This is a genomic window from Paractinoplanes ferrugineus (assembly GCF_016862195.1).
Lineage (GTDB): Bacteria > Actinomycetota > Actinomycetes > Mycobacteriales > Micromonosporaceae > Actinoplanes > Actinoplanes ferrugineus.
Genome location: NZ_BOMM01000049.1, coordinates 204234 through 228811 on the forward strand (window position 1 = coordinate 204234; position 24578 = coordinate 228811).

24 protein-coding genes are annotated in these 24578 nt (G+C 71.3%); 10 read left to right on the plus strand and 14 right to left on the minus strand.

The window, feature by feature from the left end; all coding sequences use genetic code 11:
- The first annotated feature begins 51 nt into the window (after nucleotides 1-51).
- The 3 genes from Afe05nite_RS27090 (at nucleotide 52) to Afe05nite_RS27100 (ending at nucleotide 4408) form a co-directional block, all read left to right on the plus strand.
- Nucleotides 52-1224, plus strand: coding sequence for a PucR family transcriptional regulator (locus tag Afe05nite_RS27090; RefSeq protein ID WP_239118221.1), 1173 nt, complete (start codon nucleotides 52-54; stop codon nucleotides 1222-1224).
- A 249-nt stretch (nucleotides 1225-1473) separates the two neighbouring features.
- Complete coding sequence (locus tag Afe05nite_RS27095) at nucleotides 1474-3375, plus strand: elongation factor G (RefSeq protein ID WP_203820024.1); 1902 nt, start codon at nucleotides 1474-1476, stop codon at nucleotides 3373-3375.
- A 76-nt stretch (nucleotides 3376-3451) separates the two neighbouring features.
- Nucleotides 3452-4408, plus strand: coding sequence for a M20/M25/M40 family metallo-hydrolase (locus Afe05nite_RS27100; RefSeq protein ID WP_239118222.1), 957 nt, complete (start codon nucleotides 3452-3454; stop codon nucleotides 4406-4408).
- A 27-nt stretch (nucleotides 4409-4435) separates the two neighbouring features.
- Here the strand turns inward: Afe05nite_RS27100 and Afe05nite_RS27105 are convergent, their stop codons facing one another.
- The 9 genes from Afe05nite_RS27105 to Afe05nite_RS27145 form a co-directional block, all read right to left on the minus strand.
- A complete protein-coding gene (locus Afe05nite_RS27105) occupies nucleotides 4436-5035 on the minus strand; it encodes a maleylpyruvate isomerase family mycothiol-dependent enzyme (RefSeq protein WP_203820025.1) in 600 nt (199 codons plus the stop codon).
- A gap of 5 nt (nucleotides 5036-5040) precedes the next feature.
- Complete coding sequence (locus Afe05nite_RS27110) at nucleotides 5041-6507, minus strand: serine hydrolase domain-containing protein (protein WP_203820026.1); 1467 nt, start codon at nucleotides 6505-6507, stop codon at nucleotides 5041-5043.
- Nucleotides 6508-6632: 125 nt separating this feature from the next.
- Entirely contained in the window at nucleotides 6633-6911 is a 279-nt protein-coding gene (locus Afe05nite_RS27115) for a hypothetical protein (RefSeq protein ID WP_203820027.1), read from the minus strand.
- Nucleotides 6912-7250, minus strand: coding sequence for an ArsR/SmtB family transcription factor (locus tag Afe05nite_RS27120; protein ID WP_203820028.1), 339 nt, complete (start codon nucleotides 7248-7250; stop codon nucleotides 6912-6914).
- Nucleotides 7251-7437: 187 nt separating this feature from the next.
- Entirely contained in the window at nucleotides 7438-8265 is an 828-nt protein-coding gene (locus Afe05nite_RS27125) for an aquaporin (RefSeq protein WP_203820029.1), read from the minus strand.
- Between the two features lie 83 nt (nucleotides 8266-8348).
- The gene (locus Afe05nite_RS27130; RefSeq protein WP_203820030.1) at nucleotides 8349-9575 is read right to left on the minus strand and encodes an MFS transporter; all 1227 of its coding nucleotides are present in this window, start codon (nucleotides 9573-9575) and stop codon (nucleotides 8349-8351) included.
- 41 nt (nucleotides 9576-9616) lie between these two features.
- Nucleotides 9617-9829, minus strand: coding sequence for a hypothetical protein (locus tag Afe05nite_RS27135; RefSeq protein ID WP_203820031.1), 213 nt, complete (start codon nucleotides 9827-9829; stop codon nucleotides 9617-9619).
- Nucleotides 9830-9850: 21 nt separating this feature from the next.
- Nucleotides 9851-10492 carry a response regulator transcription factor gene (locus tag Afe05nite_RS27140; protein WP_203820032.1) on the minus strand — a complete coding sequence of 214 codons (642 nt, stop codon included), beginning with the start codon at nucleotides 10490-10492 and terminating at the stop codon, nucleotides 9851-9853.
- Entirely contained in the window at nucleotides 10483-12243 is a 1761-nt protein-coding gene (locus tag Afe05nite_RS27145) for a sensor histidine kinase (protein ID WP_203820033.1), read from the minus strand. The genes Afe05nite_RS27140 and Afe05nite_RS27145 overlap by 10 nt, the downstream gene beginning before the upstream one ends.
- Nucleotides 12244-12509: 266 nt before the next feature.
- On the opposite strand from Afe05nite_RS27145, the gene Afe05nite_RS27150 reads away from it, so the two are divergent.
- From Afe05nite_RS27150 to Afe05nite_RS27160, 3 genes are all read left to right on the plus strand, one after another.
- Nucleotides 12510-12650, plus strand: a complete 141-nt coding sequence (locus tag Afe05nite_RS27150) for a hypothetical protein (protein ID WP_203820034.1) — start codon at nucleotides 12510-12512, stop codon at nucleotides 12648-12650.
- A 236-nt stretch (nucleotides 12651-12886) separates the two neighbouring features.
- Nucleotides 12887-13522 carry a TetR/AcrR family transcriptional regulator gene (locus Afe05nite_RS27155; RefSeq protein WP_203820035.1) on the plus strand — a complete coding sequence of 212 codons (636 nt, stop codon included), beginning with the start codon at nucleotides 12887-12889 and terminating at the stop codon, nucleotides 13520-13522.
- The gene (locus tag Afe05nite_RS27160) at nucleotides 13519-13956 is read left to right on the plus strand and encodes an acyl-CoA thioesterase (protein ID WP_203820036.1); all 438 of its coding nucleotides are present in this window, start codon (nucleotides 13519-13521) and stop codon (nucleotides 13954-13956) included. The genes Afe05nite_RS27155 and Afe05nite_RS27160 overlap by 4 nt, the downstream gene beginning before the upstream one ends.
- A gap of 54 nt (nucleotides 13957-14010) precedes the next feature.
- On the opposite strand, the gene Afe05nite_RS44045 is transcribed toward Afe05nite_RS27160, so the two are convergent.
- The gene (locus tag Afe05nite_RS44045; RefSeq protein WP_239118223.1) at nucleotides 14011-15141 is read right to left on the minus strand and encodes a hypothetical protein; all 1131 of its coding nucleotides are present in this window, start codon (nucleotides 15139-15141) and stop codon (nucleotides 14011-14013) included.
- 610 nt (nucleotides 15142-15751) lie between these two features.
- Between Afe05nite_RS44045 and Afe05nite_RS27170 the strand changes: the two genes are divergently transcribed.
- Nucleotides 15752-17416 carry a CocE/NonD family hydrolase gene (locus tag Afe05nite_RS27170; RefSeq protein WP_203820037.1) on the plus strand — a complete coding sequence of 555 codons (1665 nt, stop codon included), beginning with the start codon at nucleotides 15752-15754 and terminating at the stop codon, nucleotides 17414-17416.
- A gap of 62 nt (nucleotides 17417-17478) precedes the next feature.
- Here the strand turns inward: Afe05nite_RS27170 and Afe05nite_RS27175 are convergent, their stop codons facing one another.
- Nucleotides 17479-18201, minus strand: a complete 723-nt coding sequence (locus tag Afe05nite_RS27175) for a hypothetical protein (protein ID WP_203820038.1) — start codon at nucleotides 18199-18201, stop codon at nucleotides 17479-17481.
- Complete coding sequence (locus tag Afe05nite_RS27180) at nucleotides 18191-18706, minus strand: SigE family RNA polymerase sigma factor (protein WP_239118224.1); 516 nt, start codon at nucleotides 18704-18706, stop codon at nucleotides 18191-18193. Before Afe05nite_RS27180 ends, Afe05nite_RS27175 begins: the two co-directional genes overlap by 11 nt.
- A 249-nt stretch (nucleotides 18707-18955) precedes the next feature.
- Between Afe05nite_RS27180 and thrS the strand changes: the two genes are divergently transcribed.
- Nucleotides 18956-20932, plus strand: a complete 1977-nt coding sequence (gene thrS, locus Afe05nite_RS27185; RefSeq protein WP_203820040.1) for a threonine--tRNA ligase — start codon at nucleotides 18956-18958, stop codon at nucleotides 20930-20932.
- A gap of 40 nt (nucleotides 20933-20972) precedes the next feature.
- A complete protein-coding gene (locus tag Afe05nite_RS27190) occupies nucleotides 20973-22520 on the plus strand; it encodes a peptide-N4-asparagine amidase (protein WP_239118225.1) in 1548 nt (515 codons plus the stop codon).
- 11 nt (nucleotides 22521-22531) lie between these two features.
- Here Afe05nite_RS27190 and Afe05nite_RS27195 read toward each other — a convergent pair whose 3' ends face one another.
- On the minus strand, nucleotides 22532-22708 hold the full coding sequence (locus Afe05nite_RS27195) for a type II toxin-antitoxin system Phd/YefM family antitoxin (protein WP_203820042.1): 177 nt from the start codon (nucleotides 22706-22708) through the stop codon (nucleotides 22532-22534).
- 74 nt (nucleotides 22709-22782) lie between these two features.
- On the minus strand, nucleotides 22783-23484 hold the full coding sequence (locus Afe05nite_RS27200) for a nicotinamide mononucleotide transporter family protein (protein ID WP_203820043.1): 702 nt from the start codon (nucleotides 23482-23484) through the stop codon (nucleotides 22783-22785).
- 43 nt (nucleotides 23485-23527) lie between these two features.
- Here Afe05nite_RS27200 and Afe05nite_RS27205 point away from each other — a divergent pair, with 43 nt between their 5' ends.
- On the plus strand, nucleotides 23528-24526 hold the full coding sequence (locus Afe05nite_RS27205; protein WP_239118226.1) for a magnesium transporter CorA family protein: 999 nt from the start codon (nucleotides 23528-23530) through the stop codon (nucleotides 24524-24526).
- The last annotated feature ends 52 nt before the right edge of the window (nucleotides 24527-24578 follow it).

Sequence of the window (24578 nt, forward strand, 5' to 3'; positions counted from 1 at the left end):
GGGCCAGCAATCTGCCGCCGGGGTGTTATCACGGGGTGACAAAATCGGCGGGTGACAACCCCTTGGCAGCGCGTACCTTCCGATCTGGCCGCCGCCATGCGCCCTCGCCTGCCCGACACCGTGCCGGCCATCGCCGGTGCGGTGGCCGGGCTGAACCCGGAGATCACCGGCGCGAAGTTCGAGCGCGACGTGCACACCGCCGTGCAGGTGGCCCTGGACCGTTTCCTCGACCTGGCCGGCACCGACGAGCCCGCCCTGCCGCCGCGGATCCGCGAGGTCTTCGTCGCCCTGGGCGCCGCCGAGGCCCGCGAGAACCACGGCCCCGAGCTGCTGCTGGGCGCTCTGCGCACGGCGGCCCGGCTGCTGCTTCGCACCGCGTCGCAGTCGCTCGCCGATTCCCGCCCGGTGACGGTCGAGGAGATCATCGACCTGTCCGACGCCACCAGCGCCTTCGTCGACGAGCTGGCCGCCGCGTGCACCGACGGCCTGGCCCGCCAACTGCGCGAACAGGCCGGCGAGGGCGACCGGCGCCGGCGCCGGGCGGCCGATCTGCTGCTGCACGGCGGCGCCCCGCCGGAGACCGCACGGGCGGCGGTGACCGCGATCGGCTGGCCCACCCTCGACCGGATAGTCCCGGTGCTGCTCCCGCCCGACCTGGCCCGCGAGGCCCAGTTCCGGTTCGCCGCCGACGGCGTGGTGGCCGAGCGCCCCCGGGACGCCGTGCTGCTGTTGCGCGCCGGCTCCCGAACCGGCCGCCCGTTCCTGACCGAGGCTCTGAGCGGCACGTTCGGCGAGGCGGTGATCGGCCCCGCGGTCCCGTGGCCGGAGGTGCCGACCGCCCTGCGCCTGGCCGAACGAGCCGCCGAGCTGTCCCGCCCCACCCCCGCGGCCACCCCCGGGCCGGTCGCGCCGATCTTCGTCGAGGATCACTTCGCGGCCCTCGCGCTGCGCGGCGAGCCGGGCGCGCTGGCGGCGCTGTCCACCCGCCGGCTCGCCCCGCTGACCGGCCTCCGCCCGGCCCAGCGTGCACAACTCCTGGTCACCCTGGAGGCCTGGTTGCGCCACTGGGGCTCGCGCACCGCGGTGGCCGCCGAACTGTTCGTGCACCCGCAGACCGTGAGCTACCGCCTGAACCGCCTGCGCGACCTGCTCGGCCCGGCCCTGGACGACCCCACCGCCCGCTTCGAGCTGCAACTGGTGCTGGCCTACCGCCCGGCAGCCTGACCGCCGGCCGGGTTATTCGGTTTACCGAGGCCCCGGGGCGACGTAACTTTGCCTGGTCGATCGTGGCTGGAAGGGGTGGGCGTCATGCGTTACCGCGTCGTCGTGCCCTCGTCCCGATTCGAGTTGATCCTGGTGTCTGGGGTGCCCGGCTTCGGCTGCGCCACCGGAGCTGGACGTTTCTGACCGCCATCGCGCGCGGTCAGGTGGGCGCTGTCCACCGTCGGAACTTCTCGAAAAGACAAACCCATCATGCGTGTACGCAACATTGGCATCCTGGCGCACGTCGACGCCGGCAAGACCACTCTGACCGAACGCATCCTGTTCCGCACCGGGGCCACCTACAAGCAGGGTGAGGTGCACGACGGCAACACGGTCACCGATTTCGACCCGCAGGAACGCCGGCGCGGCATCACCATCTTCGCCGCGGCGGTCAGCTGCGAGTGGGCCGGCCATCGGCTCAGCCTGATCGACACGCCGGGGCACGTCGACTTCGCCGACGAGGTCGAACGGTCGCTGCGCATCCTCGATGGGGCCGTGGTCGTGTTCGACGCGGTCGCCGGGGTCGAACCGCAGAGCGAGGCGGTGTGGCGGCAGGCCGACCGCTATCGGGTGCCGCGGATCGCGTTCGTCAACAAGCTCGACCGGGCCGGGGCCGACCTCGACGCGGCGGTCCGCTCGATCCGGGAGCGGCTCGGGGTCGTACCCCTCGTCGTGCAGGTGCCTCTCGGGACGCAGGAGCATTTCCACGGCGTACTCGATCTGGTCTCGATGAAGGAGATCGGGTGGGCCGACGGGAAACGCGAGGAGCGACCGGCCGAAGGTGTCGCCGCGAGGCGGGCGCGGGCGCGCCTCGAAGAGGCCGTCGCCGAGCTGCACCCGGCGGCCCTCGAGGAACTCGGGGCGATGCGCGACGAGACGCTGCGGGCGGCCCTGCGCGACCTGACCCTCGGCGGTACGGCAGTGGTGGTGCTGGGTGGATCGGCCTATCGGGACAAGGGGGTGGAACCGTTGCTGGACGCGGTGGTCGACTACCTCCCCGCGCCCGCCGGCGATCCGGCGGCACCGCTCGCCGCACTGGTGTTCAAGGTGCACACCGACCGCCACGGGCGGCTGACGTTCCTGCGGGTCTACGACGGCAGCGTCACCGCCGGTGACACCGTGTGGGATCCGGTCGCGCAGCGGGCCGAGCGGGTCGGGCGCGTCCTGCGGGTGCAGGCCGACCGGCACACCGACGTCGAGCGCGCGGTGGCCGGAGACATCGTCGCGGTGGCCGGGCCGAAAGCGGCGCGGGCCGGCACGACGCTGTGCAGCCGGGCGCATCCGGTGCTGCTCGAGGCGCCGCACCCGGCCGAGCCACTGGTGTCGGTCGCGGTCGAGGCGCGCACCCGGGCGGACGGGCAGCGGCTCGCGGCCGCGCTCGGTGCGCTGGTCGAGCAGCACCCGTCGTTGTCGACGCGCGTCGACCCGGAGTCCGGCCAGACCCTGCTGTCCGGGCAGGGCGAACTGCAGCTGGAGGTGGCGGTGACCAGGCTGCGGGAGGCCGGCCTGGCGGTGACCACCGGACGGCCGCAGGTCGCCTATCGGGAGACCGTCGTGCGGGGGGTCAGCGGGGTCCTCTACCGGCACGTCAAGCAGGACGGCGGGCCGGGGCAGTTCGCGCACGTCGTGCTCGACGTCGCCCCCGCGCCCGACGGCTTCGCGTTCGCCTGCACCGTGATCGGCGGGCGGGTGCCGGCCGATTACGTACGGGCGGTCGAGGCCGGCTGCCGGGAAGCCCTCGGCGACGGGGTCCATCCGGTGGTCGGGCTGCGCGTCACGCTCACCGACGGGGCGACCCATCCGAAGGACTCGTCCGAACTGGCCTTCCGCCGGGCCGGCCGGCTCGGCCTGCGGGCGGCGCTCGCGGCGTGCGAGACGGTGCGGCTCGAACCGGTCGCCGAGGTCACGGTCTCGGCGCCGGCGGACGCACTGGGTGCGGTGCTCGGCGACCTGGCGGCCCGGCGCGGCCAGGTCACTGGTTCCGGTGCCGGGTCGGTGACGGCGGTGGTGCCGTTGGCCGAGCTCTTCGGGTACGCGACGCGACTGCGTAGCCGTACGCAAGGAAGGGCGACCTTCACCACCCGCCCGGCCGGATATCGCCCGGCCGGCTGAAGTACCGGGCCCGGCCTCGTGCCGGGCCCGGCACGCAAGATATAGACCTGTTGCTATCTATCCGCATCGTGGGCCGATGCGTAACGTTCGCCTCCTCACCCCAGGAGGAATGATGCGGGTTCGCAAGTTCGCCCTCGCCGGCGTCGCCGTCGCCGTGACCGCCACCCTCACGGTCAGCGGCTCCACCTACGCCGGCGCGGCCGTCGCGCCGGTTGCGGTCGCACCGCCGGTCATCAGCTCGACCGCGCCGATGGCCCATCTGACCCAGCTGATGAGCTTCGCGTCGGCCAGCAACAACACCCGTGTCATCGGCAGTGCCGGCTTCACGTCGACGGTCAACTACGTCAAGTCGCAGCTCACCGCGAGCGGCTGGACGGTGACCACGCAGAGTTTCACCACCCGCGGCAAGACGGCCACCAACGTCATCGCCGAATGGCCGTACGGCGACGCCACCCACGTGATCATGGCGGGCGCGCACTCCGACTCGGTCGCGGCCGGCCCCGGCATCAACGACAACGGCTCCGGGGTGGCCGCGCTGCTCGCGAACGCCGCCGCCATCTCCCAGTCCGCCCTGCGGCCGGCCAAGCGCATCCGCTTCGGCTTCTGGGGCGCCGAGGAGCAGGGTGACGTCGGCTCCAGCTACTACGTGTCGCACCTGGCCGGCGGCGAGGCCAAGAAGATCGACGCCTACCTGAACTTCGACATGGTCGGCAACAAGGCGGAGAACGGCAAGGCGGTCGGCTGGAGCCTGTACGTGGAGGGCCAGTCGAACGGCCTGAACGCGCCGTTCAAGTCCTACTTCAGCGCGAAGGGCATCACCGTCAACGCGTCGCTGGACACCGACGACCGTTCCGACCACGCCGCCTTCAAGAACGCCGGGGTGAAGGTGACCGGGGTGAGCTCCGTGCGCAGCCTCAACGAGCTGGGCGCGTGTTACCACAAGGCGTGCGACAACCTCAGCGACGTCGACAGCAACAGCGTCACGCTGGCCTCGAACGCCATCGCCAACGCGGTGTGGTCGCTCGCCGGCTGACCGTCCCGTCGAGGCGTCGGCCCGGCCTCACGGCCGGAGGTCCCGGGAGAGTTCGCCCGGCTCCACCGGCCGGCCGGAAACCGCGAGCAGGAGTGCCAGGGCCGGGCCGCGTACCACCGGCCCGGCGCCGGCGTCGAACGCGATGTCCGAGGCGGTCAGGCGCAGACCGGCGGCGCGCTCCTTGCCACCACCCATCCGCACCGAGGTACGGAGCTGGAACTTCAGCGCCTCCACCACCGACTCCGGCGGGTAGTCGCCGCGCAGACCGACCGCCCGCCGGATGTCGTCGCCGTGCACGAACGCCTCGACGAGCCGGGTCGCGAGCGGGGCCGGCGGTGTGCTGGTGCGGTCGGTGACGGCCCGCAATTCCGCCAGGACCTCGTGCGGGTCGGCCCGGCGCTCCCGGGCCACCCCGCGGGCGTTCTGCCGGTCGAAGTCGAAACGGGCGGCGACCATGTCGCGGACGAAGCCGAGCCGTGTCGTCTTGGCCGAGTCGACGAGGTGCGCCACCACGTCCTGGACGTCCCACCCGGGGCAGGCGGTGGGGGCCGACCACTGCTCGGCGCAGAGGGTGGCCAGGTCACGGGCGAGAGCCGCGCGTTCCTGCTGAACAACAGTCCAGACCATGCTCACTACCTAAGCAAACTCGACCTCCGAGTTCCGCGCAGGGCGTGCGCGCAGATGCCGATTCGGGTCAGCGCGAGGACACCGGCCAGGGCCACCACGGCGACGATGGCATCGCCGATGTCGGGGGCCCACATGTGCACCTTGGCGAAGCCGGCCCCCCACAAGGTGGGTACCAGCCAGGCGGCGGCGGCCGCGGCGAGGGCGCATCCACCGAGCCACGCGGCGGTGGTGGCGACGGTCCGGCGGCGCGAGCGGGCCGGGTCCCGCCGGCGGGCGCGCGGGAACCCGACAAATGTGGTCACCAGCAGGGCGAGCAGCCCGGCCGCGATGGTCAGCAGCCCGGCCAGGACCCGCGGGAAGAGCGGGTCCTCGGCGGCGGCCGCCGCGGGGGCGTGGCCGTGCAGGATCCGGACGAGGTCGAACGCTCCGGCGTTGAACGCCGCGTCCATGGGCAGCGCGTAGACGTTGGTCAGCACGACCACCGCCAGGTTCGACCGCGGCACGAGCACGACGTGGCTGAAGTAGTTCGGGGTGGCGCCGGAGTGCCAGACGATGCCGACGCCGGCGCCGTCGAGGGTGTTGTTCTTCCACCCCAGGCCGTAGCGGCCGCCGTGACCGGTGTTCGCGGTTCCGGTGTGCATCTGCCGCACTGCGTCGGCGTCGAGGACCCGCGCGTCCTTGTAGCGGCCGCCGCCGAGCTGGGCGCTCGCGTAGTGGGTGAGGTCGTCGAGGCCGGCGGCGAGGAACCCGTACGGCACCCCGGCGGTGTCGAACGGGGTGTCGTGCCGCTGCGGGCGACCCAGGTAGTAGCGGTGCCCAGCCGGCACGTCCACGGCTTCGGCCTCTTCGGTGGTGGCCGCGGAACGCGTCATCGCAAGCGGGTCCAGGACGTGGCGGCGCAGGTACCCGCCGAACGTCTCCCCGGTGACGTTCTCGACAAGTGCCCCCAGGATCATGTAATTGGCGTCGCTGTACCGATAGCCCTGCCCGACCGCGGCGACGGGACGCACGGCGGCCAGGTCGCGCACCGACCGGGCGAGCCCGCCGGGACTGTTGTCGTAGCGGTCGGTCAGCGTGGAGTTCGACACGGCCGGCAGTCCGCTGGTATGTGTCAGCAGCTGCCGCACCGTCACCGTGCGGGCCGTGTCCTCGGCACCCAGCCGCAGCCACGGCAGGTAGGTGCGCGCCGGGTCGTCCAAGGCGATCCGGCCGGCCCGGGCGAGCTGCGTCACCGCGAGTGCGGTGAACGACTTGCTGGTGGATCCGAGCAGGAACGGCGTCTGCGCGGTCATCGAGCGGCCGTCGCCGTCGACGCCCCAGGCGCCCTGCCTCAGCACCTGGTCGCCCCGCACGACCGCGTACGCCATCCCCGGCGCCTTGGTCCGCTCCATGTACCGGCGCATGTAGGCCTCGCCGACGGCGAGCTGATCAGCGGACGCCACCGCCGGTACGGCCACGGCGGGAGCGGCCACCGCCGGTGCAGCCGCGGCTGTACCGATTGCCGCCGCCACGGTGCAGGCCGCCGCCACGGCTGGTATTCGCGCCCATCTCCACCGGTTCGCGAGCTTCATGACGTTCCCCCGTCTATTGTGGACAGTCAGCCGATCTGGCTGAGCAGTTTCTCCAGCGCGGCCAGGCGTTGTCGCACCTCGCCGAGTTCGGCCCGCACGCCCTTCAGCTCCTCGGCGGTGGCCTGCGAGCCGTCGGCGCTGCGCCCGGCCAGCGTCCGGTAGCCCTCCTCGCGGGCCGCGGCGTAGCGGGCGCGATAGATGCCGATCCCGACGAGGCCCGCCATGAGGATCGCCGCCCCGAGGATCACCGCGAACGCGATGGTGGAGGTCTGGGCCATGTCCGCGGCCAACTGGCGTTGCGTCATCTACTTCTCCCGTTCGGTCGCCGGCGCCGGGCCGGTCAGGGTGTGCGCGGCCAGCGCGATCGCGTCCAGGTCCAACGCCAGGGCGAACGGCACGGCCTCGATGTACTTCACCGAGCTGCCGTCGCGGGCGGTGACCAGTTCGCCGGTCACCAGGCCGGCCGCTTCCAACTTCTGCAGGTGCATGTAGAGCAGCGGCCGGTTCATCTCCAGTCGCCGCGCCAACTCGCTGACATAGGTGCGTCCCGACGCCAGGGCGCCGAGGATCCGCAGCCGGTGCGGACTGGCCAGCGCGCCCAGCACGACAACCAGCTCGTCGCCGGTGGGCGGAGTGCCGCTCATCTGGGACCTCACCCTCCGCGATGGGGGGGGTCATAAAAGCATGACACCCCCCTATGTCAGGGAAGTCTGACAGGGGGGTGATCGCGGTGTCAACCCGCCCGCCGGCCCTCGCCACCCGGCGCTGCCGACCTCGGGGTCGAGCGCCGTGCCCCCGGCGGCGACCCGTTCCAGGGCGGTGTCGGCCGGACTACCCGATGCGGCTCCCGAGCCGATGCTGAGCGGCGCCGGTGACCGCGCGCGACCCGCGCTGCGCGGCCCGGTCGAGCAGAACCCAGCGGGCCACCCGGTGGGGGAGCGCCGGTTGCCGGCCCGGCTGCTGCGCCGGCGGTCGGACCGGCCGGCCGCGTCGGGCGAGGACGCCGGCGAGCAGCGCCCCGGCGATCGGCGCCAGAAGATAGACCGCGAGCAGGTGGAACTGGCCGGCGAGGACGGCCGGGCCGAACTGCCGCAACGGGTTGGCGGAGCCGCCGGTGAGCGTGCCGAGCAATGCCCCCTGCACGCCGAACTGCATGCCGACGATCCACGGTCCGGGCCACGTCCAGGCCGGGCGGCGTGCCGACATCCAGCACATCGTCGTCACGATGACGGCCAGGGTCGCCGCCTCGGCCACGAACACCGCCGGGCCACCCCAGCCGGCCCCCGGCTGGACCACCGAACTCGCCGCCGCCGGCCCCCACGCCAGCCAGGTCAGCGCGGCCGCCGCCAGTGAGCCGGCCGACTGGGCGACCAGGTAGGGCAGCACCCGGCGGCCCGGGAAGGTGCCGAAGGCGTACAGGCCCACGGTGATCGCCGGGTTCATGTGACAGCCGGTGAAACGCCCCGGCCGCGACCTCGCGAAACCGACGATCACCAGGCCGACGAGCATCGACACGACCACCACCCGGAGCCGCTGGTGGTCCGCCGCGATGCCCCAGCGCACCAGGCTGAAGACAGTCCAGAAGAAGAACGTGGTGAGCACGAACTCGACAAGCGCGGCCTGCAGGTCGGCTCCGGTCCGGCGCCGGTCGATCTTCATGCCCCGATCATGTCTTGCCGACGCGCGGCCGAGCAGGGCCGATGGACCCCCTCCGCGACCGGCCGGGGCGCAGTGCCGTCAGCTCAGGCGTCGCCGTGGGCGATGCGGGTCAGCTGGGGCCACAGCAGCACCAGGAAGACGGCTGAGCCGCCGAACGCGAACCAGAACGGGGCCGTCACGCCCCAGTGCGAGGCCAGGGTGCCGCCGATGGTCGAGCCGACCACCAGGCCGCCGAAGACGCCTATCGTGTTGACGCTGCTCACCCGGCCCTGCAGGGCGGTCGGCACCGCTCGTTGCCGCACCGTCACCGACGTGGTGCCCCAGATGAACGCGTGCGCGCCGAAGACGAAGAACACCGGCATCGCCACCCACGGCGTCGTGGTCAGGGCCAGGGCCAGATGGGTCACAGTCTCGATGATCAGGCCGACGCGCATCACGTTACCGAGGCTCACCCGGGCGGTGATCCAGCCGTAGAGACCGGTGCCGAGCAGGCCACCCACCGCCGACACGGTGGTGAGCAGGCCGAACCCGGTGGGGCCCAGACCGAGCCGTTCGGATGCGTAGATCACGAGCACGGACCAGGCGGCGCCGAAGGTGAAATTGAAGATCAAGATCGTCAGGACCAGCGTACGCACGGCGGGGTGCCGCACCGTCCAGGCGACGCCTTCGCGGACCTCACGCCAGGCCCCGGCGGGCTCGGCGGCGGCGGTCGACGGCGGGGGCAGGCGCACCCGGGCGACCAGGAGCACCCCGGCGAGGACCAGCACGCCCTGGGTGAGGAACGGCCACACATATCCGGCCGCGAACAGGAACGCCCCGATCGGCGGCCCGGCCAGCTGGTTGAGCGTGAGGAAGCCGAACTGCATGCGCGCGTTGGCGAGCGCCAGGTCGTCGCGGTGCACCAGCATCGGCGCGAGCGTCGATCCGGTGTTGTCGGCATAGACCTCGGCGGAGGCGATCAGGCCGAGCGCGACCAGGGCGCCGGCCGCGGTCAGCCGGTCGGTGGCGAGCGCCGCGACCAGTGCCGCCAGCACGACGACGCGGCTGCCGTCGGCGAACATGACGATGCGGCGCCGGTCGTGCCGGTCCGAGAGCACGCCCGCGTGCAGGCCGAACAGCAGCGGCGGCAGCCAGCGGAGCAGGGCCGCCATCGAGATCAGGAACGGGTCGTCGGTGAGCCCGGCGACGAGCAGCGGGCCGGCCGCGACCGCGATGCCGTCACCGAGGTTGGACACCCACGACGACGCGAGCAACCACCGGAACGAACTGCCGAGCCGGGCGGGCAGCACGTGTTCGGCAACGGTGGGCACGGCGAGACTTTATGTCCCACCACAATCAGCACGCGACAGAATTATCCGGCGTTCTCGTCCGGCTGTTCGCGGTTCGCGCGCCGCTCGTTGATGCCGACGTTGCTGCTGCCGTTCGCCGGCGTGTAGCCGGGCGGCTGGTCGGTCAGGAAGTCGCCGGTCTCCTTCGACCCGGTGATGTGCTGGTCGGTCTCGGAGCCGGCGCCGGTGACGGCCCGATCCTCGAACTCGCCGGAGTCGCTGCGCTGAGTGCTCATGACACCCGATTACCCCGCAGATCAGCCTTGAAGCCAGTGCAGGACCGCGAGCACCCGGCGGTTGTCCTGCTCCTGCTGTTCCAGGCCGAGTTTCTTGAAGATGCTCAGGATGTGTTTCTCGACCGTTTTCGGGGCCAGGAACATCGCCTCGGCCACGCCGTTGTTGGACCGGCCCTCGGCCATGTGCTGGAGCACCTTGCGTTCCTGGCCGCTGAGCAGGTCGAGGGGGCGTTGCCGACTCGGCCGGTCCATCAGGCGCTGGACGATCTCGGGGTCGATCGCGGTCTGCCCCTCGGCGACCCGCCGCAGCGCGTCCTCGAGCACCTCGATCCGGCCCACCCGGTCCTTCACGAGGTAGCCGACCCCGGACGCGCCGCCCTCGAGCAGGCGTACCGCGTACGCCGTCTCCGCGTACGCCGAGAGCAGCAGGATGCCCACCCGCGGATGCCGCCGCCGGATGCTCTCGGCCGCGTGCAGGCCCTCGGCGCCGTGCGCCGAGAGGCGAATGTCCATGATCACCACGTCGGGTGGGTCGTTCACGATGCCGTCGAGCAGCTCGCGCTCGTTGCTCGCCTGGTGGGTGACCTCGATGCCGAGTTCGCGCAGCAGCGCGGCCAGCCCCTCCCGGAACAGGACCGTGTCGTCGGTGAGCGCTACCCGCACGGGACCACCACCGTGACCGTCGTGCCGTTACCGCCGGTGGCGATGGTCATGTCCCCGCGCAGCGACTCCACCCGGTCGCGCAGCCCGGCCAGGCCGGACCCGCCGCGAAAGCCGGCCCCGCCGCGCCCGTCGTCGGTGACCCGGGCGACCGCCGTGCCGTCGTGCAGGGTCACCCGCACCTCGGCCCGGCTCGCCGCGGCGTGCCGGATGACGTTGGTGAGCAGCTCGCAGATCACGAAGTAGAGGGTCTCCTCGACCGGGTCGGGCAGCCGTTCGGCGCCGACGTCGACCGCCACCGGGATGTTCAGCCGGTCGGCGACGCCCTCCAGCGCCGGTCGCAGACCCATCTCGCCGAGCACCGCCGGGTGGATGCCGCGGGCGAGGTTGCGCAGCTCGGCGAGGGCCTCGTCGAGGTCGCTGCCGGCGGTGGCGAGGGCATCGCTCGGATCGCGGCCGCGCTGCGCCCGGTGCCGGGCCAGGCTCAGGCTGCTCATCACCCGCAGCAGCAGTTGCTGGGCGCCGTCGTGCAGGTTGCGCTCGATGCGGCGCCGCTCGGCCAGGCCGGCCTCGGCGATCCGGCGGCGGGACGCCTGCACCTGCTCGAGCTGGGTGGCCAGGTCGTCGCGGAGCAGGCCGTTCTCCAGCACCAGTCCACCCGCGACGGCGGCGCTGCGGACCAGGTCGGAACGGCGGTGCAGGGCCGGGTCGACGAGCAGCAGCGCGATCGAGCGCCCGGTGCCGGACGGCATCGACACCCGCCAGCGGGCCATCTCACCGTCGGTCAGCGGGTAGCCCTCACAGCTCACGTAGCGCGACGGGCCGGCCGGCACGGCGAGCACCATGGTCGGGTCGCCGAGCACCTCCCGCAGCGCGGACTGCACGTCCTTGAGGGAGGCGCAGTCGGCGAGCCGGACGACCAGGTCGGCGACGCTGGACCGGGCGAGCCGGCGCTGCATGAGGCTGATGACGAAGGCGATCGGGGCGATCAGGGCGGTCAGCGCGGTGATCGTACGCAGCGCGTCGGTGACCGGTTTGGACAGGTGGAGCAGCTGCGCGGCGATGTAGAAGCTGCCCAGGAAACCGATCGCGATGCCGGCCGCCGTGGCCGGCAGGCTGTCCGCACGTTCCAGGCCCCGGCTCCGGCGGATCTTCAGAAGCAGCAGCACGATCAGCCCGAGGGCCAGCACGATGATGCCGATCTTGAAGATGGCGGACGCGGTGTCGAACAGCCGGCGGTTCGGGGCCACGGTCAGCCACCAGGCATCCGGGTTCCAGCCGGCCCACCCGGGTCTCGACACCGCCGCGATGAACAGCTTCACCCCGACGACCCAGATCGCGAAGGAGCTGAAATACCAGCGCTCGTACCGGCGGCTCAGCACCGGCTCCGGGTAACGCAACAGGGCCAGGCCGCCGACCGCGAACCACCAGTATCCGAACAGGAACGAGATCAGCGCGACCGGCCCGATCTCCCATTCCGGCGGCCACGTCCACCACCAGGACGCCTCGTAGCAGAACGCGGCTACGATCATCGCCCAGCCGGTGCGGCCGGTGCTGCGATCGGAGAGCAGGAAGACGCCGCTGGCCGCGAACGAGGTGACCACGAAAACGTAGATCGTGCCGAGCGCGAAATCCTGCGACCACATCGGGATCCACGAGAGAACCGCGGTGGTCGCCGCGAGCAGCGACACGAGCGCCACCACCCGAACCGGCAGTCTTCCCGGCACCGGCAGCGCGGAAGTCATGGTGGACATGGTGGCAGTCACCTTTGCGGTGTGCCAAGGCGGTGAGTGGGGGTTTTCCCTGCTACTCCCGGCGAGAACCGGCTCTTAAGGTGGAGCCACCATCCCGATTCATGGTCATTGCTGGATGCTCCCGATCCGCCCCGGCGGATCCGGGGCGAAGGCGGACCGAGCCGGTGGCGGCCGGAGCGGTCTCGCGGCTGGTGCGGGTGCGGCAACCCGCGCCAGCCGCCCGCCTTCCCGGATGATCTCCCTGTTCCACCACGTGTCCCGGCATCGTGCGGCTCCCGAGCCCGACCGCGGTCGTCTCGGCGTTCTCCCCGTCGACCGGCACCGTCCTGTTCTACGGCGCCACCCTCGTGCTGTGCTCGGGCTCGCCGGCCGTACTTGCCTGGTTCGCGCGCCGCGTCCCGGCCTGACCGAGGGCCGCCCGCCCATGCCGCGCGAGAAGGTGCTCGGCTACGAGAGCATCTTCCTCACCCAGGTGCTCGCCACGATCGTCGGCTGCGTCTTCGCCGGCACCACCAATTTCTGGCGTTCCTGATGTTCCTGAGCGGCCCGTTCGAACGCCTCGTCCGCTCCCGGTGGCGCACCCGGTCGTGACCGGCGCCACGATTTATTTACGAACGGTCGGTCGTTTTGTAGCGTCGTAGGCATGACCGAGGACGGCCGGCTCCGCCGCGGCGAGCGAACCCGTACCGCCGTGCTCGACCACGCCCTTCCGCTGGCCACCACCACCGGACTCGACGGCCTGTCCCTCGGCCGGCTCGCCGACACGCTCGGCATCAGCAAGTCCGGCCTGTTCGCGCACTGGCGCTCCAAGGAAGCACTGCAACTCGCGGTCATCGACCACGCCCGCCGCCAGTGGACCGACGAAGTGATCCGCCCCGCCATGGCCGCCGCGCCCCGAGGCGTACGCCGTCTGTGGGCCGTGCACGACACCCGGCTCGCTTTCTACGAACAGGGCCGGCTGCCCGGCGGCTGCTTCTTCGCCAACGCCCACTTCGAGTTCAACGCCCGCCCCGGCCCCATCCGCGACCGCCTGGCCGCCGAACTGGCCGACTGGATGACCTTCCTGACCGGCCTCACCGCCGACGCGATCACCACCGGCGACCTGCCCCCGGCCACCGACCCGGCCGGCCTGGCCTACGAGATCGAATCACTGGGCGTCTGCGCCGTCATGCAGGCCCCCGTCCTCGGTCCGGTGACCTTCCAACACGCCCGGCACGCCCTGCACGAGCGCCTGACGGCGCTCACCCTCACCCCGACGATTCTCCCGGAGCTGCCATGACTGCCACCACTGTCGAGTACGGGCATGCCACGCGCGTGCCGGTCCACTTCGACGACCTCGACGCCCTGGGTGTGCTGCACAACGCCCGCTACGCCGTACTGATCGAACGGGCCCTGACGAACTGGTGGTCCGACCGTGGCGTCTCGTTCGCCGGCGGCGCACCCACCACCCCCGACGCGTTCAACGTGGTCCGCGAATACGCCATCACCTTCCACGCGCCCGTCCGTGGCACCGGCGACATCGCCGTGCACTTCTGGCTGGACAAACTGGGTTCGAGCAGCGCCGCCTACAGTTTCCGGGTCACCTCGGTCGACGGCACCCTGGTGCACGCCGAAGGCAGACGAGTCAACGTCCGTCTGGACCCCGCCACGATGCGCCCCGCCCCGTGGACCGCCGAGGGCCGCGCCCTGGCCGAAACCCTCCTGCGCACCTGACTCGGGCCGGGCGTCGCGGCCCCACCCGCAACGCCCGACCCGGTCCTTCCACGATCAGTACGCGATGACCGCGTCCCCACCGCCGGCCCCAACTCCCGCACCAGTCACCTCGGTGCCGTCAGTCCCAGCGCCGTCAGTCCCAGCGCCGTCAGTCCCAGCGCCGTCAGTCCCAGCGGCGGCGGTCCCAGCGCCGGCGGTCGCGGTGCCGACGGTCAGAAGGTCCGTGCTGCCGGTGCCTGCGGTCTGAGTCCCTGCGGTCCCGAGGTCCGCGCTGCCGGTGCCTGCGGTCGGGGTGCCTACGGTCCCGAGGTCCGCCGTTGCGTTACCTGCAGTCCCAGTGCCAACGGTCCCGAGGTCCGCGGTGCCGGTACCTGCGGTCCCGGTGTCGCCCGCACCCGCAGTCCCGGTCCCTGTAGTTCCGGCTCCGGTCGTGCTCGCGGTGTCAGCCCCGGTCGTCCCGGTAGCCGTCGTTCCCGCTCCGGTAGTTCCCCCGCCGGTCGTTTCGCCGCCGGCGGTCCCCGTACCAGCGGTCGTGCCGGTAGCACCGGTGGCTCCGGCGTCCGTGCCAGTAGTTCCGGTGTCCGCACCGGCCGAATCGGTGGCTCCTGTGGATCCAGCGCCGGCGTCCGGCATGCCGGTGGTCCCCGTGGTGTCGGTCGTACCGGTCCCGGTCGCACCAGTATCGGTTCCGGTGGTGCCGCCGGCTCCCGTGCCGGTATCAGCGGTGCCGGGTCCGGTCGTGCCGGTGCTACCAGCGTCGGTGTCGCTCCCGGTGGTGCCAGTCGTGCCGGTGCTGCCGGTGCCGGTTGCGGAAGTGCCGGTCGCGCCGGTTCTGGTGCCGGCGTCCGCGGGCTGGCCGGACGCGGGCTGGCCGGACGCGGGCTGGCCGGACGCGGGCTGGTCCGTGCTGGGCTGGACCGCGTCGGTGGGCTTGGCGATGTGGTCGAGGACTCGCAGCAGCCACGGGTCGTCGCCCATGGCGACGATCAGGACGTGCTGAGGGTTCATCGGCATGCCCGCGGTAGCGGTGGGGATCGCGAGCCGTTCGCCCCAGTCCCAGGTGGTGAGGGTCAGTTGGATGGGTTCGGGGGGCGTCGGGTCGGCCAGTGCCGGGGCGGCGCCCAGCGTCATACCGGCGATCAGGCCGGTGCCGGCGATGAAAAGATTCCGCGCTGCCTTCTTCATTTCCAGGCCTTTTCTCTAGATGGCTCGTCGAAGTCAGCAGAACACGCGGTTCCTGATCATTTTGGCAGGTCAGCAGAATTGCTGCGAATGTGACGAAAGGGGTTGCGAAGTAATCGCACAATGGAATAGAAGGAGTCTGCCGAAAGGCCATTTCGCGGCATTTCGGCGAGGCGTATTCCGGTCGTGGGGCGAGGCCACGTCCGAGGTCGAGTCCCCGCTGAGGCCGCAGCTAAACCGGCGCGTACCCGAGACCTGAAATTCACGGGTCGATCTTGTGGAGTTTCGAAGCCCGCTGAATTCCGGCGGAGCGGAGCGGCACATCTTCATTGAAAGAGGGCCTCCGCCGCTCCGGAGACCCCTCTTTCCAGGAAAATGCCCGGATCTCGGGCCACCGCGCGGGCCGGACGACGTGGGGCGGGACGGGGCGGGACGGCCCGGGGCGGGGCGGCGTGGGGCGGCGTGGTGTGGGGCGGAGGTGGGCAGGGCAGGAGGGCGCGGGGGAGGTAGGCGGAGCGGGGACCGGGTGGTTGGTGGGTGGGCGGTCTGGCGTGTGGTGGTTGGGACCGGCAGAGTGGGGGATCGACGGACCGAGGCGCTGTGGAGGCCACCGATGCTGCTGGACCGCTTGGTCACCCGGATCCTCAAGCTGCCCAGCGCGCCGGCGCCCTATCGGGTCGACCGGGGTCTGCGGGTGCCGATGAGCGACGGCGTCGAGTTGGCGGCGGCTCACTATGCGCCGCAAGGTGAGCCGGCCGGGACGATTCTTGTCCGGGGGCCGTACGGGCTCGGGGCGCCGTTCGACCTGCTCTATGCGCGACCCTATGCGGCTCGGGGCTATCACGTGCTTTTCGTGGCCAGCCGGGGGACGGCGGCGTCGGGCGGCGACTTCGACCCGATGCGTACGGAATTGGCCGACGGGCGCGACGTGGTCGCCTGGATGGTGGCGCAGCCGTGGTTCACCGGGCGGTTCGCCACGGTCGGGCCGTCGTACCTCGGGTTCACCCAGTGGGCGCTGTTGATGGACCCGCCGCCGGAGATGGCGGCCGCGGTGGTCACGGTGGGACCGCACGACTTCGCGAAACACTCGTGGGGGACCGGGGCGATGAACCTGGACCTGGTCGGGTGGAGCGACATGATGAACCGGCAGCCGCGCGGCGACCGGTCGCCGGGGCTGGTGCGGGGTCAGCTCAAGCAGGCGGTCGCGGCCCCCCGCCAGGCGCGGGCGCTGCGACCGGTCTTCACCGACCTGCCGCTCGCCGATGCCGGGGAGCGGCACTATGCGGGCGGGGCGCGCTGGTTCCGCGACCGGGTCACCCGGCCGGACATCGACGGCGACGCCTATTGGGAGCCGATGCGGTTCGCGGCCGCCCTGGAGAAGGCGGAGATCCCGATTCTGCTGCACTCGGGCTGGCAGGACCTGTTTCTGGCGCAGACCTTCGAGCAGTACCAGCGGCTGTCGGCCCGCGGACTGGATGTGGCGCTCACGGTCGGGCCGTGGACGCATCGGGGGGTCATTCAGGACGGCGGCTCCCGGCTGATCCCGGAGACCCTCGACTGGCTCGGGGCCAAGCTGGCGGGGCGGCCACTGGCGCGGCGGACGCCCGTACACCTGCGGGTGACCGGCACCGACGAGTGGCGTGAGCTGGACGAATGGCCGCCACCATGCACTCCGCTCGTCCTTTTTCCGCGCCCCGGCGCGGCTCTCGGCGACGCGCCGGCCGGGTCGGAGGCCGGTTTCACCTTCGATCCGGCGCGCCCGACGCCGGCGTTCGGCGGGCCGCTGCTCGAGAACGGCGGTTATGTCGACGACGGTGGGCTGGCCGCCCGGCCGGATGTGCTCGCCTTCACCGGCGAACCGCTGGCCGCCGCCGTGGAGGTGCACGGCGTGCCCGAGGTCGAGTTGGCGCATCGCAGCGACAACCCGCACGTCGACCTGTTCGTGCGGGTCAGTGAGGTCGACCCGGCCGGTCGTTCGCGCAACGTGTGCGAGGGTTACCGCCGCCTCGACCCGGCGCGTGACCAGTCGACGCTCGTACGCATCCCGTTGATGCCGGTCGCGCACCGTTTCGCCGCCGGCTCCCGCATCCGGTTGCTGATCGCGGGCGGCTGCTACCCGCAGTTCACCCGGAATCTGGGCACGGCCGAGAATCCCGGCACCGGAACCACCCTGGTGCCGGCCCGCCATCGCCTCACCCTGGGCCCGTCCAGGCTGGTGCTGCCGACCGCCGCGCCGGTTTCGCCGCCGCCGGCGAGCCCGGCTCCGGGTGCTGGATGACAGGCGAGGGGGTGCTGGATGACAGGCGAGGGGGTGCTGGATGACAAGCGAGGTCTCCCGGGCTACCCGGTGTAACCGCCCTTCAGGTGCACCGTGGTGCCGGCGGTCGCGGTCGCGTCGTAGGAGTCGGCGGCCACCGACCGGTGGGTGGCGTGGTTGTACTGCGCCGCGAAGGTGTAGTGGCCGGGGGCCAGGGTCGCTCCCGCGTTCAGCGTGAAGCGGTAGACAAGTGCCTTGCCGCTGCTGCTCACGGTGATCGTCATCATGCTCTCGGGCACCGAGGTCCAGCGGCCGGTGGAGTTCACGTCGGCGGTCTTCGCGATCCGCACCGTGACGTCGAGGGCGGTGATCGTGCCGGTGGTGGTCAGCACCAGGTCGCTCTGGGTCCAGTTGGGGATCGAGTGGGAGTTGGGCGAGCCGATGGCGGTGAGGAAGGCGCCGGGCGCCGTGGGTGACTTCGGCGGCGGTTTCGTGGGTGCGGCGGTGATGGCCGCCGGGTCGGGCGACGCGGCCACCTGCGGGTCGGGTGCCGGGGTCCGGCCGGCCAGGTTGATGCCGGTGATGCCGGCCACCAGCAGCCCGGCCACCGCGACGGCGGCCGCCACCGGGCGGGCCGCGGTCAGGACGCGCCGCGGTCCCGGCGCGACGGGGCGAAACAAGGACCTCAGCCGGTTCGGGGCGGAATTGCGCCGTTTGTTGATCCGGTCGAGCATCGCGTCCCGATCGGGGAGATGCCGCTCGGCCTCGGAGTGCAGCGCACTTCGGAGGTCACGGTCATCGGGCACGTGTTCCACCTCCTGTCGCTACCGGTAGGTCGGTCAGATATTCGCTGAGCTGGGCGGCGCCCCGGGAGGCCTGGCTCTTGACCGCGCCCACCGAGATGCCGAGGATTTCCGCCACTTCACGTTCCGGCACGTCGAACGCGTACCGCAGCACCACGCACTCGCGCCGGCGCGGCGGGAGCCGGCGCAATGCCGCCCGCACGTCGAGCACCGCTGTGGGGTCGGCTTCGCCGGGGCGGCGGAGCAGGCTCAGGCCCCGCAGGCCGAGCCGCTCCCGGGTCTGCTTCTTGATCCAGTGCCGGGCCAGGTTGGCGACGATCCCCCGGGCGTACGCGAGTGGACTGTCCGCCGCCGAGACGCGCGCCCAGTGCCGCCACACCTCCACGAAGGCGTCCGCGGCGAGGTCGTCAGCGACTCCCGATTCCCCGGTGAGCAAGTAGGCAAGTCTGGACAAATCCGCATGATGCAGTTCGAAGAAGCGCCGGAAGACGCGTTCGGATTCGCTCACGCGGTGGTTCCCATCAGGTCTACATGCTCTTTCTTTCCATACGGGACGCGGCGGGGCCGGGTTCGATGTGACCACCCGGTCGGCCGGCTCGTGGGTACCGGCCGACCGGGCGGAGTCCATCAATCGGGGGCGACCGGACTCAACCTGTCAGTGCTCGCCACGCCGGGAAAGGTTGCTCGTTCATCGCGGAATTTTTCGGGCGGATAGCATCAGCAGCGGCCCAAGTTCCACCATCGAAGGAGAACCACCGTGTCCGCCGCTCCTCTAGTCCTCCCGGCCGGGACGACGGCCTCCGACGCGGTGGCCAAGGCCGGCCTGCCGACCTCGGGCCCGAAAGCGATCGTGGTCGTCCGTGACGCGTCCGGCCGGCTCCATGACCTCGACTGGGCGCCCGAGTCGGAGACCGACGTGACGCCGGTGGCGATCGACGAGCCGGACGGCCTCAACGTGCTGCGCCACTCGGCCGCGCACGTGCTCGCCCAGGCCGTGCAGGACATTTTCCCGGAGGCCAAGCTCGGCATCGGCCCGCCGATCACCGACGGCTTCTACTACGACTTCGACGTCGAGAAGCCGTTCCAGCCCGACGACCTCGGCAAGCTCGAGAAGCGCATGCAGGAGATCGTCAAGGCCGGCCAGACGTTCCGCCGCCGGGAATACAGCTCGCTGGACGAGGCCAAGGCCGAGCTGGCGGCCGAGCCGTTCAAGCTCGAGCTCGTCGACATCAAGGGTGACGTCGACGAGGAGGCGAAGGCGACCGGCGCGGGCGAGCTGACCCACTACGACAACGTCGACAAGGACGGCAAGCGCGTCTGGGGCGACCTGTGCCGCGGCCCGCACCTGCCGTCGACCCGCTTCATCCCGGCGTTCAAGCTGATGCGCTCGGCCGCCGCCTACTGGCGCGGAAGCGAGAAGAACCCCCAACTGCAGCGCATCTACGGTACGGCGTGGCCGTCCCGGGACGAGCTCAAGGCGTACCTCAACCGGCTTGCCGAAGCCGAGCGCCGCGACCACCGCAAGCTGGGCACCGAGCTCGACCTGTTCTCCTTCCCCGACGAGATCGGGTCGGGTCTGGTGGTCTTCCACCCGAAGGGTGGGGTGATCAAGCGGGAGATGGAGGACTACGTCCGGGCCCGGCACATCGAGGAGGGCTTCCAGTACGTCGGGTCGCCGCACATCACCAAGGAGGGGCTGTTCCACACCTCCGGGCACCTGCCCTACTACAAGGACACGATGTTCCCCCCGATGGAGCTCGAGGGGGCGAACTACTACCTCAAGGCGATGAACTGCCCGATGCACAACCTGATCTTCAGGTCGCGTGGGCGGTCCTACCGTGAGCTGCCGATGCGCCTGTTCGAGTTCGGCACGGTCTACCGCTACGAGAAGTCGGGCGTGGTGCACGGCCTCACCCGCGTGCGGGGCCTGACCCAGGACGACTCGCACTCCTACGTCACCGCCGAGCAGGCGCCGGGCGAGATCAAACACCTTCTTGCCTTCGTACGCTCGCTGCTCGACGACTTCGGCCTGGACGACTACTACCTGGAGCTGTCGACCCGCGACCCGAAGAGCGACAAGTTCATCGGCTCGGACGAGCAGTGGGAGAAGGCCACTCGCGTTCTGCAGGACGTCGCTACCGAGTCGGGGCTGGACCTCGTGCTCGACCCGGGTGGCGCGGCCTTCTACGGCCCGAAGATCTCGGTGCAGGCCAAGGACGCGATCGGCCGCACCTGGCAGATGTCGACGATCCAGTACGACTTCAACCAGCCGGCCCGGTTCGGCCTCGAGTATCAGGCCGCCGACGGCACCCGCCAGGAACCGGTGATGATCCACTCGGCCAAGTTCGGGTCGATCGAGCGGTTCTTCGGCGTGCTTGTCGAGCACTACGCGGGCGCGTTCCCGGCCTGGCTGGCGCCGGTGCAGGTGGTCGGCATCCCGATCCGCGACGACCACGCCGACTACCTGGCCGACTTCGTCGCGCGCCTGAAGAAGGAGGGCATCCGGGCCGAGGTCGACTACTCCACCGACCGGATGCAGAAGAAGATCCGCACCGCCCAGCAGCAGAAGATCCCGTTCATGGCGATCGCCGGTGACGACGACGTGGCCGCCGGCACCGTCTCGTTCCGCTACCGCGACGGGTCGCAGCGCAACGGCGTCTCGATCGACGAGGCCGTCGCGCACGTGGCCGAGATCGTCCGCTCGCGCACCAACGTGGGGCCGTCCGCGGCCTGATGCATTGCCGCCGATGCCCGGCGGTGGCAAGGTGATCGATGTGCGTAAATTGATCATCCTGGCCGCCGCCGGGCTCGTGCTCACCTCCGCCGCCCCGGCGCGGGCCGCCGGCTCGTCCCTCGCCGAGCCGTCCGCCGTCACCTCGGGACGCGCCGAGCCGCCCGCGGAGTTCGGATCCGACTGGGACGATCCGCGCACCGCCGCGCCGGCCATCGCCAAACCGGCGACGCGCTCCTGCACGACCACCGTCGTCGAGCACGCCTTCGCCGGCTACGACCCCTACGTCAGCTCCTACGCGCCGACCTGCCGCGGGCCGTGGAGCAAGGTGGTGCTCCGCCTCGACGGCAACGTCAAGGGCCGGCAGTACGACCGGCTCGGCTGGCTCACGATCGGCGGGGTGGAGGTCTTCAAGACGTCCACCCCGGAACCCTCGCCCGACGGGATCACCTGGTCGGTGGAGAAGGACGTGACGGCGTACGCGTCGCTGCTGAAATCGCCGCAGGCCGTGCGGATGTACCTCGGCAACACCGTCGACGACACCTACACCGGCGTGCTGAACATCAAGGTGTCGCTGACCTTCTACGCGGGCCTCGCCAGAACCGCGGACGACGTGCTGCCCCTCGCCGACCAGGGGCGCGAGGGTCCCGACCTGACCGGCACCGTGCGGGTGGCGGCCAACACCGAGCGGCTGCTGGCCGAGGTCTACGCGACCGGGTCGGGCGGCGGCTGCGAGGAGTTCTGGTACCTGACCGCGCCGTCGGCGACCGGCTATTCCTGCCCGGCCGACCCGGGGCCCTACCGCGAGGTGCAGGTGCTGCTCGACGGCGAGGTCGCCGGGATCGCCGCCCCGTTCCCGCACGTCTACACGGGCGGCTGGTCCAACCCCTTCCTCTGGTACGTCGTGCCGGCCCCTCGGGCGTTCGACATCCGGCCGATCAGTTACGACCTCACGCCCTACCTCGGGAAGCTGACCGACGGCGCCGCGCACCGGGTCGCGGTGCGGGTGGTGGGCGTGCCGGCGGGCCAGTCCGGCTGGGACACCCCGATCAACTTCCTGGGCTGGCGTGATCATGGCTCGGCCCGGGTGACCGGCGGCCTGCTCGCGGCGCGGCTGAGCCCGCTGACCAACGAGGTGACCGGGGCCACCGGCGAGGTCCGCACGCGTGGCGGGCACGCCTTCACCGCCACCGGTTACCTGCGCACCTCGCACGGTGTGCGCACCTCCTCGGTCACGCAGCGGGTGAGCAACCGGAGCACGCACACGTGGGGGACCGGCGAGAACCCGGACGCGCTGGACGCGACCTGGACCGACGACGCGACGAGCGTGCTCGGCGGGAAGGTCACCCACCTGGCCCAGCGGTTCGCCGTCGACGGCTCGATCACGGTCGGCGCCGACAACCGTCTCACCACCAGGATGCGGATGAGCGACGTACGCGGCCCGGTGACCGACACGTTCACCGGCGAGGCGAGCTGGCAGCTCGACGTGCCCCGCGACCAGCGCCACGCGACCGCCACCACGCAGGAGCGTTACCGGATCGCCGGCCGCTACGACAAGACGATCCGCACGGTGAACGGCACAGTGCTGTAGCGCCGGCGCATTTACCGGTTGCCGTACGCGCCGCGGTCCAGTTCGGCGATCGAGCGGCGCAATGTCTCTGCGTTGCCGGGACTGCGCAGCAGATATTCGGTTTGCTCCGTCGATTCGCACTCAGCCAAGGGCACGATGACGTCGGGGGCTCGTGCCGCTTCGTTCCCTTGATCCGCACGTAACGTCATGACGCGTGACTACAGTCGCTCGACAACATCCATGCGACCTGCTTCACGGGTGGCCGCGCCGTCTCCGGGAAGTGCTAGACCGTCGCCAGGGCCGGAGTGGGTGATTCCACCCGGGAGATGCGCAGCCACACCACGAAGCCCCAGATCACGAACGCGGCGTAGACGGCGTAGAGGATCGCCGACGGGTAGTAGCCGAAGTGCAGCAGCTCCGGGACGCCCACCAGGTCGACGGCGATCCAGCAGAGCCAGAACTCGACCCAGCCGCGGGCCATCGCATAGGTCGCCAGCATCGAGCCCACGAAGATCCACGAGTCGGCCAGGTAATACCACCGGGGCACCGGGAAACCGGCACCGACCGCCCGGAAGACGAAGAAGCAGACCACCACGGCGGCCAGTGCCAGCGGGATGAACAGGGCCCGCTGGCGGTGGCCGGCCCAGTGCGGGGTCACCGCCGCGCCGTGGCCGGCGGCCCGGTTGCGGCGCCAGCGCCACCAGCCGTAGACGCTGGTGATGATGAAGAACACCTGGCGGGAGGCCTGACCGTAGAGCGGGGTGCCCTGGTCGTTGCCGATCGCCTGGCCCATGAAGACGGTGCACAGCAGCACGTTGCCGACGATGCCGACCGGCCACGCCCACGCGCTGCGCCGCAGGCCGAACAGGGCCGAGCCGAGGCCGAACGCGTTGCCGACGATCTCCCGGTAGTAGATGGCTTGGCCGGGAGTCACCTGCCACTTGGCGTCGTAGAAGGCGTTCAACAGGTGATCGAACCAGGTCACGGCTCATCGTATGGCGGGTGAGCTGGTGGGGCATAGTGTGACGGTGACCGCGCCGTCCTGTCCCACCGAAACCAGGCTCTATGCCAAGGGCCGGCTCGTCGCCGAGGGCTTCCCCGCCGACCGGGCTCCGGGGCTGCTCGCCGAGCACTCCGACGCCGTGCTCTGGCTTGATCTCTATCGGCCGGGGGCCGCCGATCTCGCCGTCGTCGCCGAGCAGTTCCAGCTGCACCCGCTGGCCGTCGAGGACGCGACCGAGGAGCACGAGCGGCCCAAGTTGGACCGCTACCCCCAACACATCTTCCTCAACGTGTACGCCGTGGACGTGTCCACCGAGCCGGATGATCCGCCGTTCGGCAAGACCGAGATCAGCGCGTTCGTGACCGACCGGGTGCTGATCACCGTACGCAAGTCGCCCTCCGACACCCACAAGTTCGTCGAGCGCTGGGACTCCGACGCCGAGCTGGCCGAGTCGGGCGGGGTGGCGTTCCTGCTGCACGGCCTGCTCGACGTGATCGTGGACGGCCAGGTCGCCGCCGCCCAGCGGCTGGACGTGGCGATGGACGGTGTCGAGGACGCGCTGCTGGAGGAGGGCGGGGCGGCCCGACCGGTGCGGATGCACGGCCTGCGGCTTCGCAAGACGGTGGCGGCGATCCGGCGGGCGATCGAGCCGATGCCCGAGGTGATCGCCGAGTCGATGCGCAAGGACCTGGGCCTGGTCGACGACGAGATGCGGCCCTACTTCCGCGACGTCGAGGACCACGCCCGGCAGGCCGGCAACCAGGTCGAGCACCTGCGGGACCGGATCGAGGGGCTGCTCCAGGCCGACCTGGCCGAGCAGGGCAACGTGCTCAACGACACCACCCGCAAGCTGGCCGCGTGGGCCGCGGTGATCACCGTGCCGACCTTCATCACCGGTTATTTCGGACAGAACCTGCCCTACCCCGGTTACGACAAGGCCTGGGGGTACGTCCAGAGCATGCTCCTGATCGTCCTCTCGGCCGGCGGGCTCTGGCTCTACCTACGCCGCCGCCACTGGCTTTAGGGTCAACGCGCACCGTCCCGCGGGCGGTAGCCTGCCGGGATGCCGGCACTGA

What these genes read in the sequence shown, in the direction of transcription:
- Afe05nite_RS27095 (WP_203820024.1), top strand. Translation starts at nt 1,474, where the DNA reads ATGCGTGTACGCAACATTGGCATCCTGGCGCACGTCGACGCCGGCAAG.
- Afe05nite_RS27100 (WP_239118222.1), top strand. Translation starts at nt 3,452, where the DNA reads ATGCGTAACGTTCGCCTCCTCACCCCAGGAGGAATGATGCGGGTTCGC.
- Afe05nite_RS27105 (WP_203820025.1), bottom strand. Translation starts at nt 5,035, where the DNA reads ATGGTCTGGACTGTTGTTCAGCAGGAACGCGCGGCTCTCGCCCGTGAC.
- Afe05nite_RS27115 (WP_203820027.1), bottom strand. Translation starts at nt 6,911, where the DNA reads ATGACGCAACGCCAGTTGGCCGCGGACATGGCCCAGACCTCCACCATC.
- Afe05nite_RS27120 (WP_203820028.1), bottom strand. Translation starts at nt 7,250, where the DNA reads ATGAGCGGCACTCCGCCCACCGGCGACGAGCTGGTTGTCGTGCTGGGC.
- Afe05nite_RS27125 (WP_203820029.1), bottom strand. Translation starts at nt 8,265, where the DNA reads ATGAAGATCGACCGGCGCCGGACCGGAGCCGACCTGCAGGCCGCGCTT.
- Afe05nite_RS27135 (WP_203820031.1), bottom strand. Translation starts at nt 9,829, where the DNA reads ATGAGCACTCAGCGCAGCGACTCCGGCGAGTTCGAGGATCGGGCCGTC.
- Afe05nite_RS27145 (WP_203820033.1), bottom strand. Translation starts at nt 12,243, where the DNA reads ATGTCCACCATGACTTCCGCGCTGCCGGTGCCGGGAAGACTGCCGGTT.
- Afe05nite_RS27155 (WP_203820035.1), top strand. Translation starts at nt 12,887, where the DNA reads ATGACCGAGGACGGCCGGCTCCGCCGCGGCGAGCGAACCCGTACCGCC.
- Afe05nite_RS27160 (WP_203820036.1), top strand. Translation starts at nt 13,519, where the DNA reads ATGACTGCCACCACTGTCGAGTACGGGCATGCCACGCGCGTGCCGGTC.
- Afe05nite_RS44045 (WP_239118223.1), bottom strand. Translation starts at nt 15,141, where the DNA reads ATGAAGAAGGCAGCGCGGAATCTTTTCATCGCCGGCACCGGCCTGATC.
- Afe05nite_RS27170 (WP_203820037.1), top strand. Translation starts at nt 15,752, where the DNA reads ATGCTGCTGGACCGCTTGGTCACCCGGATCCTCAAGCTGCCCAGCGCG.
- Afe05nite_RS27195 (WP_203820042.1), bottom strand. Translation starts at nt 22,708, where the DNA reads ATGACGTTACGTGCGGATCAAGGGAACGAAGCGGCACGAGCCCCCGAC.